Genomic DNA, 15,573 nt, shown 5'->3' on the forward strand with positions numbered 1-15,573 from the left:
TCAGGAATAACCGCAATTAAAAAGTGGCATGTTGGTCCAACAAACCTCCGTTTGTTGGACTCGATCACAACCTCGCGCAAATGTAGCTGCAACCCGCATTCCGGCACTCCATAATCTCTTTCCAATATTCAAATTCCAGTTATACTTGAATTTCGTGATTTATTGGACTTGCTGCCATGCTGATCGGCTATGCTCGGGTATCGACCGATGACCAGAACCTTGACTTGCAACGGGATGCCCTGAAAGGGGGCCGGATGCGAACGCATTTTCGAGGACACGGTGAGCGGCGCCAAGGCGGATCGTATCGGTTTGGCCGCACTCATGAACGTGTTGCGTGCTGGCGATACGGTCGTCATATGGCGGCTGGACCGGTTGGGCCGCTCGTTCAAGAACCTGATCCAATTAGTGGAACGTCTCGAAACCGTCAAGGTAGGACTGCACGTAGCGGCTTCCCCGACGGCTGAGGGAATTCACGCACACTTCATTGGAATAATTCAGGAAAATGCATAATGATTATCTCCGCAATCCGGCTCTCCGTAAATCACAATTTCGTCATTCAAACCTCCAGGCAAAACTTCCCCATCACGCATGCTCGGACGGAGGAACCTGTACAGATTGCACGGCAAGGCGCAATCCCATTGCCTTGAGAATCGCGGAAAAGCTGCTCAGTGCGGGATTACCCTCTGGCGACAAAGTACGATAAAGCTGCGTCGGATTCAGATGTGCTTGCTCGGCTACGGCTTGCACACCGCCGAATACTTTCGTCATTTGCCTAAGGGCAATCAAAAGCTCGCTTTGATCGCCATCCTCAAGAATGCTGTTGAGCAATTGGACAGCGTAAGCCGGATCTTCCCGATACATCTCGGCCATTGCTTCGTCATGAGTTCTATCTTTCATCGCTTATTCTCCTTTGCCAGTCCTGCCAGTATTCACAGGCACGATCGATATCCGTATCTTGCGTCCGCTTGTCGCCACCGCACAGAAGCAACACAATTTCCTTATCTGCGATAGCGTAGTACACCCGATACCCTGCACCTACATCAATGCGTAACTCCCACACACCATCACGACAGAATTTGTGATCGCCGAAATTACCCAGCTCAATACGGTTCACGCGCCGGTCTACCGCGATCCTTGCTGTCACATCACGCAACTTGCGAAGCCAGTCAAGGTAGATATCTTTACTATCATCGGTCAGGTAGTGCCGGATTTCATACATAACATATCTTCGTTTATAGACGAATCTATGTCAAGGAACTTCACAGAATTGTAAAGCCGAGAGCAGCTTTTCTCTGAGGTATACGATGCAAGCCTTTCCGGACCGGCAGTGCCACAGTCACGAACCTAATAACACACTCATTCAAACGATTTCCACGCGAGCTTGCTTGCCTGATTCGAAACTCAGTCAGACCAGAATCACACCTTCCCTCTCGATACCACATCGAACTTCAGCCCGCTGCTGCCTTCACCGCGACCGGTGACCTTGCTGCGGCCAATCCACAGCAATCCACGCCCTTGGGCATCACGGGCGTAGTTGAAGCTGCGCTTGAGCTCGATGCCGTCACGCGGCACTTCCTCTTCTTCAACGCGCAGGTAGTCGTTGGCGACGGCGGCGCCTGGATCGAGGCGGAGCAAGCTGCCGCGCGGATGGAACATGAAGCCTTGCAACTGATTGTCCGCCCCGCCCTGAACCGGCGTGGTCTCGACGAAACTGTTACCGCGAAGCCGGGCGATGAATTCGCTGTAACCTGCGTTGCGCGGGTCGCTCAAACGGCTTTCAGTCACCTGATAGTAGTGCGTCACGACTGCGCGCTGCAACTGGATAGCCCAATTGGCAGGGGTTGCACCCGCCTTGCGAACCGGGAGGAACGGCACCCAGTTGGCGGCCACCGGTGTCTGCAACCGGTACTGTAATAGCGCCCCACCCGCCACCGGGCTCACATCGGGCGGTGGGCGCAGTGTCTGGGTGGTCGACAGCCGGGTGCTTTCGAACTTGCGGTCGATAGGCTCCCCCGAGGTGCCCTGTACCCGCTTCTCGATGCCCCACACCAGATTGGCCATCTCATCGCGCATCATCAGCACGTGTTCGAGGGGCGGGCCTTCGAGCGTGTCCAGTTTCGGACATAAATATAACGTATTGCTGAGCCGTTCCACCGGGGCGCCCGCGGCGAGGCTCATCTCGTACATATTCCACTCGGCAGGCGGAATCGGCAGCTCGATGCCAAAGTTGTCGAGCACAGTGAAGGTGGTGGTGCGGTATAACGCGTTGGCCGGCAAGGTGAGCGGCAATACGAACCAGTCATTGCCGAAGACCAGCGCGTACTCGAGCACCGCCAGGCGCGCAAGGTCGCTCTTGGCAGCTCCGAGCATGCCGAAGTTGACGCGGCCGTCTTCAAACTCCCAATAACGGTCGGCGGGCATGCCAAGGTAGTGAGCAGTAGCAGGCATGGGTGGGCGCGCGGGAATCACGCTGAAGGCATCCGAAGGGCCGGCTGGCGCCCCTGTTGCAGCCCCGAGCGTGTAGGTATGCCAGTCGAGCCGCCCATCCGTATATTCGTCAGCCAGCAGGCGTACCGGCGCGCCCTCGCCTTGCGCGCCCAGTGAAAAACTGTACTCGAGACGCTGCGGCTCCCAATAGGCGCTGGCCCCCGGCGTAGTGCCATCGAGCGCCAACTCACCGAGCCAAAGCGCCCAGCGCTCCATCAGGTCACAGTAAGCTTTTATCTGCCCTGCCGGAACACCCCTGTCGCTGGCAAATGCTTCGAGCGCGGGTCTGCTGCCACCGAGATCCTTCAGGTCACCCGACAGGGCGAGCGCATCGATGGCACGCTGATTGAGCAGCGCGTTCCATACGAAACCTGCCGTATCGGCGACAGGATCATCCGGTGCGGCGAGCGTTGCGGGATATTTATCCAGCAGGGCCTGCACGGTCGTACCCAGACTCGCGGCACGCAACATTCGCATGAGCTGTTGCCCGGCCTGCGCATTGAGCTTGGGGTGCACCGGCAGTACCTGTTCATGCTCGACATGCGCTTCCACCGGCGATGCACCAGGTGGAAGCGCCAATGCAGCAACCGCCCCGGTATTATGTTGGAGTGTGGTGACAGGCAGGCCGGCCATCTCCAGCATCGCGCTGATGGGGCTGCCTGCATCCTCGCCCTGGAATTCATTGAATTGCCACTGCCGCGCCAGCATCCAGAGAGGATCGGCCACGCGAGCCTGCAGACTCTCGGAAACGTCATCGCTGGTGGGCAGCGGTTCGAGCCGCGACCAGGTGGTATGCGATGGATCAGGTCTTGCGACGAGCGGCGTCCCGGCGGTGATTTTAGCGGCGGATGCGGAGATTTTCATTGCGCTGTCCTCATGATGTACATCATTCGCTCCCGGTCATCAGTGTCGTACCCGCCGCCATCGTGACGGTACCGCTGCCCACGCTGGTGGCCACGCGCAGCAGATCGAGATTCTTTGCCAGCATCACGCTGAAATCAACCGACGGCACGTCCTGCTTGAAATTGTTGGACAGGAAAATGCCGGGCAGTATCAGCCCCAATCCCTGCAAATCCTGGGGCCGTACCGCACGCAAGCGGGCCAGCGACATCGCTTCGTTCACCACGCCGAGCAGCTCGTCCAGCGTCCAGTTCTCCGACGCCGGATCAGCGGGCACTGCCATCAGAATGCTTTGCGGAGGACGCGCGCCGGGCGCATCGAAGTGGAAGCCAAGCCCCGTGGTTTCCTTATCGGACGGGATCGACTCCATCCACTCGTCGACGAAAAGTCCCGCCATTGCCGCATCGGCGTCCAGCGTAGCCAGCGCGCCGGGAGCGTGGGCCGCCACGGCCACCACCCCGCGCAAATCCTGTCCGGTCGCCGGTGGCAATGCGGCCCAGTGCGCCGCCGCATCACGTGGAAACTGCATCAGCTTGAAGTCCAGCGTATCGCCCTCATAGCCAGTCGCCGCGCCCAGCGCTTCCGCGGCCGTGAGTGCGTCGGACAGCATGCCGGTGGCTTCGCGCACACATGCCAGCTTCGGCAACCACCCCGCGACCGCAGCATCATCGTTGCCGAGGTCTACCTTGGCCAGCAGCGTATCGCGGTCGCCAAGCGTTGCCTGGGCCTCGACCGCAAAGGCGCCCAGCGTAAACATCGGCAGCACCGGGAAGGCTTTGCCCATGATGGAATGAATGCGGTCCAGCGCTGCCTGCACCTGTCCGCCAAATCCCTCGGAAACCGTGGCTTCCTGCGCCGTTTTGATTCGCGCGCTCATCTCGTCGCGCAAAGCGCGGACTCGCGCCACCGCGCGGGCCGCCGTATCGCCGGGCGCCACCTGCTCGCCCTGCACGTCGGCCGTGGGCGAGACCGCAACCGCGTTGCTTGCCAAGGCGCTCCGCCAACCCAGCACATAGGCTTTCGCAAGGGCTGCCTGTGCAGCGGTGAATAGCGCCTGTGTGCCGGGCGCAACAGGATCAAGCGTCGATAGGTCCTCGGGGGCAAGGTCACTGACCGCATCGAGTGCCGCCAATGCATCGGCTGCCTGTGCATCGGCGATGGCAAGCCGCCCTTGTAACTCCGGCAAATCCACTCCCGCGAATTCGCCGTCGTCCTGCGTCGCATCTGACTCGACCCCGTCGCGGGCCTGAACCATGTCCATACGGCGCAGCGGCCTGGATTTATCCACCAGCCGCCGCAATACCCATGCAAACGACTCGAATGCGACCAGGCCGATGTGGTCAGCCTGCATCGCGTCGGCCTGCAGCACAACCGCCATCTGGTCAGCATCGCCGCCCACCTCCGCGCGCAGCTTGGCACCCAACAGCGTGCCCAGACGCTCCTGCACGCCGCTGTGCCCACCGCCCTGCTGCGCTTCGCTCTGCAGCACGAGCGCCAGCGGCGAGAGTCCCAGCTCGGCGATACCGGCGCTCAGCGTTTTGCCGGTATCCGTCCACGGATCGCCGGGGCTGGCGGGTGGGGCAAATACCTTGGCGACGAACTCGTAGCGCGCCGGATCACCCAGCAAGCGGGCGAGCCAGGCATTCAGACGTGGCTCCATGCGGGCGGAAATTTCGTCATCCGCCACGCCAGCCCAATCGCCAGGCGCTGTGGATTGCAATGCCACCACCACCCGCTGCGTGTAACCTCGCGTGGAATGCGGCGTCTCCACCACACGCGTTTCAGGGGGCCGCATCTGTTTATCGAGTGTCATCATCGCCGCACCCGCACCTTCCATATTACCGCCCACCATCTGGTATACGCTCTCGGAAATCAGCAGATCCGACACCGAATCCATCTGATCCAGCAGATCGTCAATGACATCGGCAATTGCCCCGCCTTGCTGCGTCAGCGCGGCCGGTACGCCAGTCACCGCAAAAGCAGCCTTATTGTTGCGGTAGACGTCCATCATGCGCACGCCATCGACCACATCGCGCGCGGCGATTTCTTCTTTCGCCTCGTCCCCGCTGCTACTGCCTGCGGGCCGCAGTGGGAACGCGCGACGGAACTCGAGAATGTGCTGCGGCAAATCCTTGTCGCGCAATCCTCGCTCGAAACGATAGCCCAATAGCGCCGCCATCGACTGCCCGTTCGCCAGGCCTTCAAGCAGCCGCTTCGCCCGTTTGACACGGTGCGAACGCAGGTCGATGTCGAAGGCGCTGCCGGCCGCCTGGCGGTTTGCCAGAAAACCGCTGCGCAAAACGGCCACGGCGGCGGCTTGCTGTAATGAGGGTGCGTGCACGTAGCCCAGGCTGTCGAGCGACTGGCTCGGGCGCTGGGACGAGTCGGGCAGCAGGTCCTCCACGATTCCGAAAGCACCGATGTGAATACCTTCGGGCTTGGACTCGCGCATGGCGTCGAGCCGGCGGGTGGCATGAGAAGTGATCCATGCGTCGAGACGGTGAGCGAACAGATCGAGCGTGGTACGGAACGCTTGCTGCAACTCGCCCGCGGTACGGTCTTTGAGAAAGGCCAGGCTATCATTGAAACTGGCAATGTTGCGCATGTGCTCAGGCCATAGCTGTGCCGCCATGCCGAGCTTGGAACCGATGAACTCTTCCACCGACAACTGGCCGGTGGTGCCGGAGAGTTTAAGACCCAACACAGCTCGCGCGTTGTTGACGTCGATCTGGTCGCCTACCAGCGTGCCGCTGTCCACACCGATGTATTCGGCGGTACGAAAGCGTTTTGCCTGATTTTTCAGTTCCACGCTTAAGCTGCCGATGGTTTGCAGGTGCCCGTAAAACAGATCATGGCCGGACTGCAGCACCTCTTCGTCGGCCGCAAAACCCAGCATCGCCTCGAGCAGCGACTCTCCGTTCTGCATCGCCGCGAGCGGCGAGCGGATATTGCTGGTGGCCTGAGTCAGCAACTGCAACAACGTTGCGATGTAGTTGCGCTTGAGCATGACGGCGCCATCGAGTTCGCGCTGCGGCTGGTCGGGGTCGCGCTGCACCCAGGGCACGGCATCCATGGCGTGCGGCTTCGGGCGCACGGCGCACAGGGAGAGGAATGGAATCTTGGTTTCAAATAACTGCTGATCGAGCAGGTCGGCGATCAGTCCACGCAGCATCAGGCCCTGAAACTGGGCAAAAGGCGCGATGTCAGGATAATTGGCAATCGTCGCCGGACCGGCAACTTCCCAGTAGCGTTTTGCGGTTGCCCAGGGTTGCATCGCCAGTACCTGATGCAGATTCTCGGCACTCGGGTCGCGCAAGGTGGGGACGCGTGGAATCGCGCTGTCCCAGAAATTGCGGAACCATTGTTCGGCCTGCGTCAGCTCACGCTCCAGCGGGGAATTGGCGGGCGGCACATAGTTGCGCGCGGTCACCGGCAGGATGCCATAGGGCTGCTTGCCCACGCGTAGCGCCGACAACGGGCCTCCCGCGCGCAGGTAGCGCACCGCCCAGGCGCGCAGCTGTTCGTTCGCGGCGTCGTCGATCAAACTGTTGGCGCTGGATAGCGGGTTCCAGAAATAACGCAGCGTATAACCGAGCGTGGCGTTCCATAGCGCGTTGAGCATGTGCCCCGCGGTGGCGCCCTCGACCAGATCGGCGCCCGGAATGATGCCGGCGTCAAACACTTCAGCTGGCAGTCCCAGCAGGTGCTGCAGACGCGCACCGGCACTCGCGAGTTCAACCGCCGCGGCAGCGGCTCGTGCATCGGCATTCTCCGGGTGCAGCTCGGCCGCGACATCGGCACCGTTGGCCGCGAAGCCGGCGCGCGTACTTGCGGTATTGTTGGTCGGCGTACCCTGGGCCACGAACTTCAAGCCGCCACTGTGTTGATGGTTATCGAGCAGCGTAGCGATGAGAGCGGCCGCCGAATCGGGCGTCTGCGTCCAGTCGACACCCAGCACGATCAGGCGATCGATGCGGTCACGCATTTTCGCACCGGCCTTCAAATCCGCCTGGGTAATACTGATGGCCATGCCGGCATCGAGCGCTGCCGGGTAATTGACCATCCACGCGCGATCGCCGCCAAAGGGATCATGCTGCGCCGGATCATCGACGAGTAATGGGTCAAATGCCGGTGACATCGGTAGCAGATCGGCCACCGGCTGGCCCCACTTGCGAAACACCTCGCGGCCTCCCGCCTGGCCGATGACGACAAAGCGATCCGGCAGGGCGGTGGCGTAAACCGTCGCCGTATCGGTGTTCGCAAGGGGAATCGACCCGTCGTCGAACACCGGTGCCACCGGCTCGCCATTCGGTGCGTGGCCGATCTGCGCGACGTTGCTGGGTGTCGTGCTGCGCACGATCCACGCGGCACGCGCGGGCGGGTAGATACGCACAATCTGTTTCCAGGGTGACTCCGCATCCTGCGGCTCGGCAAAACGCTGCGTCCAGTAACGCTTGCCTTCGCTTACCTCCGCAGGCGTCAGGCCCGGCTCATGCCCAAAGGCATGAATGGCATCCGGGTAGATGCGCACCATCAGCAGCGAAGCGTCATCGGTGTAGCGCGTCTGTACCGCCACCGGCAACAACATCACCGGATGTGCTGACGACAAGGCTTGCACCAGCACCGCTGGATCGCGCTGCGCCAGCAACCGCTGCGACAGCTCCGTAAGCCCGGCTAGACGCTCGGCCGTGCCGGACAATGCGTCTCGCGCTTTTCCCTGCAAGGTTTGCACCGTGCGTTGCTGGCGTCTTACCAACTGTTCGGCAGCGCCGCTGCGCAGCAAGTCGTCAAGGCCGGCTTGTGCCTGCTTAAGCTTTACGCCCGCATTGCGTTGCGTGTCGCGTTGCCGGGCCAGTTCGCCGCGGGCACGCTGGATGGCATCGAGATTCAAATTCAATAGCGGCATGAGGTCTCCTCAGGTCTTCAGGTCGGATCCGATGAAATATGCGCGAAACGGCTGTTGCAGCAACGCCTTCGCGATTTCGGCCGCTGTGGGTGTAGTGGTCAGCGTGGGAAACGAGGCAAACGGCTTGTTCGGCACCTGCACCAGGTTCGCCACGCTGGTGAAAGCACCCGGCTGCACGTCCACGTTTGTCCACGACAAGGCCTTGTAAGGGTTGTAGTTCTTGTAGAGCGGCGCAGCAACGTTGGCTTCCAGTTTCACCAGCGTGTCGAGCAATACCGCGCGCCGCTTGAGCCCTGGCTGGCCGGTGACAGGCTCCGCGACGTCGAAGCCGAAGCGCGGCTCGGTCATTTGCTCTTCGAGTACGAAGCACCATTTCTCTATCTGGTCATGGTCGATGTCAAAACCGAAGAAAGTAATGTCTTCACCGATCATCCCGGAGAACACCGGCAACTCGACCGCGCCGTCAGGCCGCTGGCCCGCCGCATCTTTCAGCAGCGTATCGGCGCCACTGGTCTTCTTCCACGCATAGACCGCTGTGTTCGGATAGCGCCGCAACAACTGGCCGCGCACCAGCAGCGCCACCCGGTCGGGGTCGCCGGCGATGGGGTCGACGCGATTGCCCAGCGGCTGCGCGCCCCAGAGATGCATCGGCTGCATATCGTCGAGCGGGATCAACGGATAAGCCGGTGCCGGACCCAATAACTGGCGTCCCCAGAAGCGCTGAAAAGGCGTACCGCGCAGATCGGTGGGAAAGCCGCGCCACAGCAATTCGCGGTTCATCTCGAAATTGGCGCCGGCCATGAAGCTGTCGATGAAATGCTGGTTCACTCGCACCAGCATCACCAGATCTTGCGGAATATCATCCACACCGGGCATGAAGGCATTCTTGTCGTATTTCGCGAGGCGCTCGTACAAGGCTTCCGGGAGCTTGGGCCAGGCCATCACACGATCGAACAGCGCGGGAATCATGAAGCGCTGGCGAGCCAGCGCATCGGTCAACGACAGGTGCGCGGCGACAAACTCATTAGTGGTATTGACTGCCAGGTTGGACACCGAAACCATGGAAGCAAGCCGCGCGGATAGTGTTGCTTCGGGTTGGGTGCGCAAGCGGATGATAGCCGCCGCCCCCGTCATGCCGAAATCCACCGGCTTCACCACTACGCGGCTCACCGCATACGCATCACGCCAGGCATTTTGCGTGCCGCGCGTAGCCACCGCATAGCGCTGCAGCACATCGCGGTCACGCAGCACCGTGGGCATGGTCAGCGAGACTGTTGGCAACACCCGCCCAGCGGCTGGCCTGCCGGCAAATTCGAAATTTTCATTGAGTGCAAAATTAAGCAGCGCGGCACCGGGGCTCGACACCAATGCATTCACCGGCAAGGCAGCGAACACCCCCGCAGTGTCGAACTTGCGGATGTCGGCCATCCGCACATTACCGAGCTTGATGCCGGCCAATGGCAGCCCCGCATCCGGAGTCCTGATTTCGCGGCGTAAGCGGTCGAATGCGCGCATAACCGGCTTGTCCAGCCGTACCCCGCCGCTGCGCGCATCCAGGCTCACCGTGCTGAACTGCAGGCGGCCCGACTCGCGACGCGCCTCGATCAAAATACCCTCAACCCCACGCCCGCCCAACGCCTGGATCGAATTGGACACCACTATCCAGTCGGTCGATTGCACCGTCGGCGCACTGGCGGCCAATAAGCCGAAACGCTCGACATGCAGGTCGGTAAAAACGCCCTGGCCCGTGCGAATCTTCAGTTCGGGCACACCGCTGCGTTTCAGCAAATCCGCACTCTGCCCCGCGGCGGCAGTGATCTGCTTCACCTGGTCCACCGTAAACCGCCGGCCCAGACCGGACGCGCTGAGATCGAGCTCTCTCCCCGGTGCGCCGCCCAGGTTGACGGTATCGAATGCCTTGGTGCTCAGGATACCGTCGGGCAAGAACGCGTTGACGCTGAAAGCAGCTGGTTTCTTGCTCGCTTGGGCCATGACACCCACATAGCGCGCGGTCTGCGTGGGAAGTGCTTCAAGGCTGCGAGTCAGGCGCGAAGCCATGCGCAGCGAACGGCGCGCCGGGCTGATGGCCCGGCGAAGTGCGGTGTCTACCATTGCGGCGGGCAGGCTGGAACGGTCGATCTGGCCACCAAGAGAACCGGTTTGCCCGCCGATTTTAAACCCGGTGCCATCGCCCGCCAGCGCCTCGATGCGCGGCAGCGCCGGCCCCATCACCTGCAACAACCGCTCGGGCGCCAGCACATCGAAATGCTTGGCCTTGAGCGCCCGCTGCGCCTCAATCGCCAGGCGCGTCAAATTAAAACGCATCTCGGCATCCAGGATGGTGCCGATCTGGTCCCAGGCCGCGTCGACAAATGACTCCTGATTTTGCCGCACCACTTCCGCCCCGTAGCCAGCCGCGCCGCGATAGCGCGGGTTGAGGTTCAGATCGGCCACCCAATGCTTGCCAAATTCCGTCTTGGCCGCCTGATGCTTCCTGGCATGCCACGCGCCGACCATCGGCGGCTTGACTTCGAGGCGGCGTCCCGCCGCGTTGGTACTGCCGTTACCGACCGGGTTGACGACATTTTCCTGCGGCGTGTTGACAATGATGGCGAGGCTGTCAGCCTGTGTCCCGTTCGGCGGCGCGCCCGGCGTATAGCTCAGCGGCACCAGCGCGCCTTCCATCGTCGCCTCGAGACCTGGCGTGGAGCCGTTGAGCAGGTCATCAACGCGCATGGGTGCGGTCCCCACCTCGGCAAGCGCATCACCTACCGGCGTGTTCTTGTAGGCGCTGGGGGTGCGCAGACGGCGCGCCAGCGACTCGAAGTCGCCGGCGGGACCGGTGGAAAATTCCCAGTGGAAATACACCGGCAGCAACACGTCGGCGGCCACGTTTGTATCCCATGCGGGGCCAAGCGTCGCCATGCCTGCCGGATTGGCTTCGGCCAGGCCAAGGCCGCGCAGCCGCCCCGGCTCGAACGCCGGTACCACGCAGGCAACGTAATCCTTGTTGGGCTCCAGCCGGCGCGGGCATACCAGGCGCGACACGTTGCTCGCCGGATCATGCTGCAAGTCCGCCTGGATGCCCGTATTGTCGACCGCCTTGCTGACAACCTGTGCATGTGACCACGACCACGATTCACCGAGCCCCGGCAACTCGCTCTTCACATCCGCGCCCGTGATACGTATGGTCGGCAGTGGACCGTTTGACGGCATTTTTGGAACGCCTGTCCGGGCACGATCAAGTACCACCAGCACCAGCCAGGGACGCAGCCGGTCATCCGCATTGGCCTGTGCGGGCGTAAGCATCCAGGGGAAATCGGGCGGGTCGAAATCGACGATGGCAAGGTAGTTCGGCTCGAAGTTGCGCGCATGCGGCTTGGGATCGGTGCGCAGCACCAGTCGTGTGTCGATGCCGATTACATCGCCCGGACCGTGCAAGACCATCTGCAGTGGATTGATCTGGGTACCGGCATTGGGTCCGGCCAGCGTTACCCCCACTGGCGCGCTGGCGCGGGCTGGCAGCAACGGCTGGGCACCAAGGTTATCGGGGTTGCCTAGCGCGACGGTCAGGCCGCGCCGCACCCACGGCAGGAACTGGTAGGAAACAGCCATATGATGTTCTCCTATTCTTCTTCAGCGTTCATCAGCGCGTCGGCTCAAAATATCTGCACGGTCTCGAATGCTTCAACCACTTGCAGGCCTGCACCGCTGCCCTGTGCATAATCCTGTGCATGCCAGTACGAATGCGTGGCGGCGCCGGTGAGTGCCGCGCCCTTCATCGTACCTGCTGCCAGGTCTATTGTTTGGAGCGGCGGCGGATTGACATTGATCTTTACCTCTACCGCGGGCTTGAGCTTGGCCGGGCGCCGCAGGTCGGAGCGATTCGCCGCGCCGAGCGACTTTGCCCAGGTCATGTGTCCGGTTTCGGTGAGCGCCGCATAGGACAATAGCGATTTGACCGCCGGGGTGGAAAGATTCACCTCTTCATAGTCGAACACGTCGGCCACCGCAACGCCGAAGAGATAGTCGCGCTGGCCAACTTCGAAGCCGGCTTCGAACCGATCGAACGAAGGCTTGGCAAAAGTTTCGTCTTCAGTCAGCTCGAGAAATTGCGCGGCTGAAAAATTGTCGTCCAGCTTGCGATCGGCTACCTTGGTAATAACGCCAAACACGATCTGGTCAATGGCGATTTGCGTTTCGCCATCGATGCCGTCCGTGCCCAGCTTGGCCAGTTTCTTGGCCAGCGGCATGCGCTTTTGCACGAACTGAAGCACCGCGTTCGGATGCGCCAGAATGCCGGTGTCATCAGGTGGCTTCGCGAAGGCGGCAAACGCATCCTCCGCCTGGGGAAGTTGCGCGGACCAATTGCCGGCCTTCTCCAGCTCGATCTTGAGTTCCGCCGCCAGCGACAAGCGGCGCACCGTAGTAGCGCGGTCTTCACCCCAGCTCTCATCGACGTGGAAACTGAAATCGGGCAATGGCCAGGGTGTATGGATTTCGGCACGCCCGACAATATGCCACCGGCCCGGTCCGGCGAACAGGCCGTAGATATCCACGCTCGCGAAATCGATGCCAAACACTTCAACGCCTGCCCAGACGTGCAGATCCACCTCGAAGCGGAATTTCGGAACGATGTAGATGATGGCATCGAATTCGAAGCCGCCCTCGAAGCTCGCAATGCCTATATCGCCCCAGACGCGCATCGACGAGCCGCCTTGCACGGTGGCCGAGGTGACGGCAAAGTAGCCGCGAAATTGCATGCCAACGATACCGATGGATAGATCCGCGCCAATGCGCTGGAACGGCGAGGGCAAGCCGGGCGGCAGATCAGTGAAACGCGGGTGGAATCCCCCGGCGCTGATCAGGAAGCTGGGCTTGTCGCCAAAGATTGCACGAAAGGCGAACTGCCCGGTGAGCGAGATGAACACCACGCGCGAATCGCGCAGCACGCCATCGAACCAGATCTTCAGCGGGTCGAACACGATACCGCCGGCAAAATCGACCTGGAGCCGCAGGAGGGCGAGCGACTTGTCCACCAGCGGCGGCAACTGTACGATCACCTGGCCAACAAAGACAATCTGGCTCGCTTCGATCAGCACGCCCACGCGCGCCGTCACCAGGCTCGGTGTCCCCCACCCCAGCTCGAGCATCGGTCCGATGACAAAACCACCCGCCTTGAACGGAAAAATGGTCCGCAGCTGGTTGATGATCTGCGGCGCATTGGCGATAGGATTTTGCGGAAACAGGAAACTGTCGAGCGACCCGCTGGCGAGTCCCTGCGACAGCGTATCGACGCTTACGGTGTGTTGCACGCCCAGCAGTCCGCCAACACCGGTAAGCGTAAAGCCAAAGCCAAGTTGAATTGGCGGCAGTTGCGCCGTGATGATGAGTAACAGCGACCATCCCCCCGGATTTTTGGTGGACAGGAGCCCGATGGCCTTGACCCCGATGGTGGCGATACGGATGTCGAGAATGCCGCCATACTCGCCGTGTTCGGGGTCGAACAGAAGAAAACCGCCGCCCTTGACAATGCCTGCATCGATGCCGAGCCCCACACCTGAAGGCGGCTTGAGGTCATATTTCGGCGCTACCCCGCCGGCGAGCAGGTTATCCAGCCTGAGCAGCGTCCCGAGCCGGTCGATGGAACCGGAAAACGGGCCGATCAGCACCTGGAACGACCCCGACAGCTCGATGTCGATCTTGTTCAGGTTGTCCGCCTTCGTCATTTCGAAGGTGAGGAACGGGATCTGCACCGGGCTGTTCGGAATCTTCTCCAGCGGAATCGTAGCCTTGAGGCCGGTCCCGTCCTTCAGCCTCAACCCGCCGCCCACATCCGCGATCAGGCCAAAAGTCAGTGCCACCTCGATGGCATCACCGAGTATTGCGCCAAGGAACGGGTCATCGCCGATCTTGAGCACCAGCTTGCTGTCTTTCAGGTCGAATTCAACCTTGGGGTCCAGCTTCTTCAACGTAAAACCGCCCGACAACTCCCCTATCGAGAAGTGAGTACTGTCCTTGTTGCCGAGGATCAACGGTTCAACACTGCTTGCGCGCTTGAATAAAATGCCGATTTCGGCGGTACCGGTCAGCTTGGGCGGCGAGATACTCGCCGGCAGCGGCACCAGGGCGGGCAAATCGAATTGCACCTGCATGCCACCATCGGCTTTGAACTCGATCTGGAACGCGGTGCCCGCGCCACCCCCGGCCTTGACTTTCGTCAGCAGCGCGGCATACAGCGTCTGGGGGCCTTCGAAACCCAGCTTCGCCTCGAGCTGGCCCGGAATGAGCTGGTAAGTTTTTGTCGCGAGCGCGGGTACGGGAATCGCTCCGCCGGGAACCGTCCAGCCCTTTGAATCCGAAAGGTTGGGCGCACTGAAAGACCGGTCGAGGATGGTGCCCACCGCCATGATCACGAGGCCGAGAATCATCTGCGGCTCAGCCACTTGCGCGTCTGACAGGGCATTGCTCGCGGGATCCTGCCCCTTGATCAGGTACACCAGGCGGCGCGCCGGCGGCCTGGCATCCGGTTCATCGGCGTCACCGCTCAGGATCAGCAGCAACTTGCCGATGGAATAGGCGCTCGGCGGCTTGCCAGGGTCCGCTGAAACGATACGATTGATTTGCCGGATGACCTTCGACAGATCGTCAAGGCCCAGATTACCATTACCGACATCGGACAGCAGTTCGCCGACCGTTTTCAACGCCGCCAGCGTTTCACCGGTGACCAGTGCCGCAATGGCGAGCGATTCCGCCTCCGCGCGTGTCGCAGCAAATGCCTCCGGATCGATCGTCGCCGCAGTCTTGCTCAGCTCGAGACCGAGCCGGGTGCGCAAGGCGTCAGCCAGGGGCGCCGCGAGCGCTACCGGCCCCGTGGCCGGAATATCAGCTTCCAGCGCTGCCACCGTGGTTTGAAACCACTTGAATACCCGCAGAAATACCTTGTCGGAAGTACCGGCCATGTAGCCTCCCCCTATCTGATTATTATGCGGCTACTGCCCGAAGTCTGTGCAGTTACCTGCATCCTGCCTAGTTTTGCCTCTACCTGACTGGAGAACGCGAGTGCCTTGGCTAAGCGCTCTCATCGCGCAACCCAGCCTTTTCTTTTTAGCAGAAAAAAACAGAAAATCCAGTTATGCATGAGTTATTTTGGATACGCATTGATCTGAGCACCTACGCCGGCCTCTCGTCGCTGGAAAACGGCCGCTATATCGCTTTTTACCATCGATACATGTTTTATGGCGGGTTGAACTAGGATAGCTAACATAACGCGGTCTTTT

Annotated in this window: 7 protein-coding genes; 1 reads left to right on the forward strand and 6 read right to left on the reverse strand. The window is 61.2% G+C overall.

Annotated elements, in window-relative coordinates; all coding sequences use genetic code 11:
- The first annotated feature begins 279 nt into the window (after positions 1-279).
- On the forward strand, positions 280-510 hold the full coding sequence (locus BLR00_RS17275; RefSeq protein WP_442512578.1) for a recombinase family protein: 231 nt from the start codon (positions 280-282) through the stop codon (positions 508-510).
- A 72-nt stretch (positions 511-582) separates the two neighbouring features.
- Here BLR00_RS17275 and BLR00_RS11515 read toward each other — a convergent pair whose 3' ends face one another.
- The 6 genes from BLR00_RS11515 to BLR00_RS11540 all read right to left on the reverse strand — a co-directional run bounded on the left by BLR00_RS11515 (position 583) and on the right by BLR00_RS11540 (position 15,255).
- The gene (locus tag BLR00_RS11515; RefSeq protein WP_074632730.1) at positions 583-897 is read right to left on the reverse strand and encodes a helix-turn-helix domain-containing transcriptional regulator; all 315 of its coding nucleotides are present in this window, start codon (positions 895-897) and stop codon (positions 583-585) included.
- On the reverse strand, positions 887-1,219 hold the full coding sequence (locus BLR00_RS11520; RefSeq protein WP_074632733.1) for a type II toxin-antitoxin system RelE/ParE family toxin: 333 nt from the start codon (positions 1,217-1,219) through the stop codon (positions 887-889). Before BLR00_RS11520 ends, BLR00_RS11515 begins: the two co-directional genes overlap by 11 nt.
- A gap of 197 nt (positions 1,220-1,416) precedes the next feature.
- Positions 1,417-3,351, reverse strand: a complete 1,935-nt coding sequence (locus BLR00_RS11525) for a hypothetical protein (RefSeq protein ID WP_074632736.1) — start codon at positions 3,349-3,351, stop codon at positions 1,417-1,419.
- 22 nt (positions 3,352-3,373) lie between these two features.
- Positions 3,374-8,293, reverse strand: coding sequence for a hypothetical protein (locus tag BLR00_RS11530; protein ID WP_074632739.1), 4,920 nt, complete (start codon positions 8,291-8,293; stop codon positions 3,374-3,376).
- A 9-nt stretch (positions 8,294-8,302) separates the two neighbouring features.
- Positions 8,303-11,908, reverse strand: a complete 3,606-nt coding sequence (locus BLR00_RS11535; protein ID WP_074632741.1) for a hypothetical protein — start codon at positions 11,906-11,908, stop codon at positions 8,303-8,305.
- A 44-nt stretch (positions 11,909-11,952) separates the two neighbouring features.
- On the reverse strand, positions 11,953-15,255 hold the full coding sequence (locus tag BLR00_RS11540; protein ID WP_074632743.1) for a DUF6603 domain-containing protein: 3,303 nt from the start codon (positions 15,253-15,255) through the stop codon (positions 11,953-11,955).
- Between the last annotated feature and the right edge of the window lie 318 nt (positions 15,256-15,573).

The organism is Nitrosospira multiformis (genome assembly GCF_900103165.1).
Taxonomy (GTDB): Bacteria; Pseudomonadota; Gammaproteobacteria; order Burkholderiales; family Nitrosomonadaceae; genus Nitrosospira; species Nitrosospira multiformis_D.

Bases quoted from the DNA above. Each gene is read 5' to 3' on its own strand.
- BLR00_RS11515 (WP_074632730.1), bottom strand. From the start codon at position 897: ATGAAAGATAGAACTCATGACGAAGCAATGGCCGAGATGTATCGGGAA.
- BLR00_RS11520 (WP_074632733.1), bottom strand. From the start codon at position 1,219: ATGTATGAAATCCGGCACTACCTGACCGATGATAGTAAAGATATCTAC.
- BLR00_RS11525 (WP_074632736.1), bottom strand. From the start codon at position 3,351: ATGAAAATCTCCGCATCCGCCGCTAAAATCACCGCCGGGACGCCGCTC.
- BLR00_RS11530 (WP_074632739.1), bottom strand. From the start codon at position 8,293: ATGCCGCTATTGAATTTGAATCTCGATGCCATCCAGCGTGCCCGCGGC.
- BLR00_RS11535 (WP_074632741.1), bottom strand. From the start codon at position 11,908: ATGGCTGTTTCCTACCAGTTCCTGCCGTGGGTGCGGCGCGGCCTGACC.
- BLR00_RS11540 (WP_074632743.1), bottom strand. From the start codon at position 15,255: ATGGCCGGTACTTCCGACAAGGTATTTCTGCGGGTATTCAAGTGGTTT.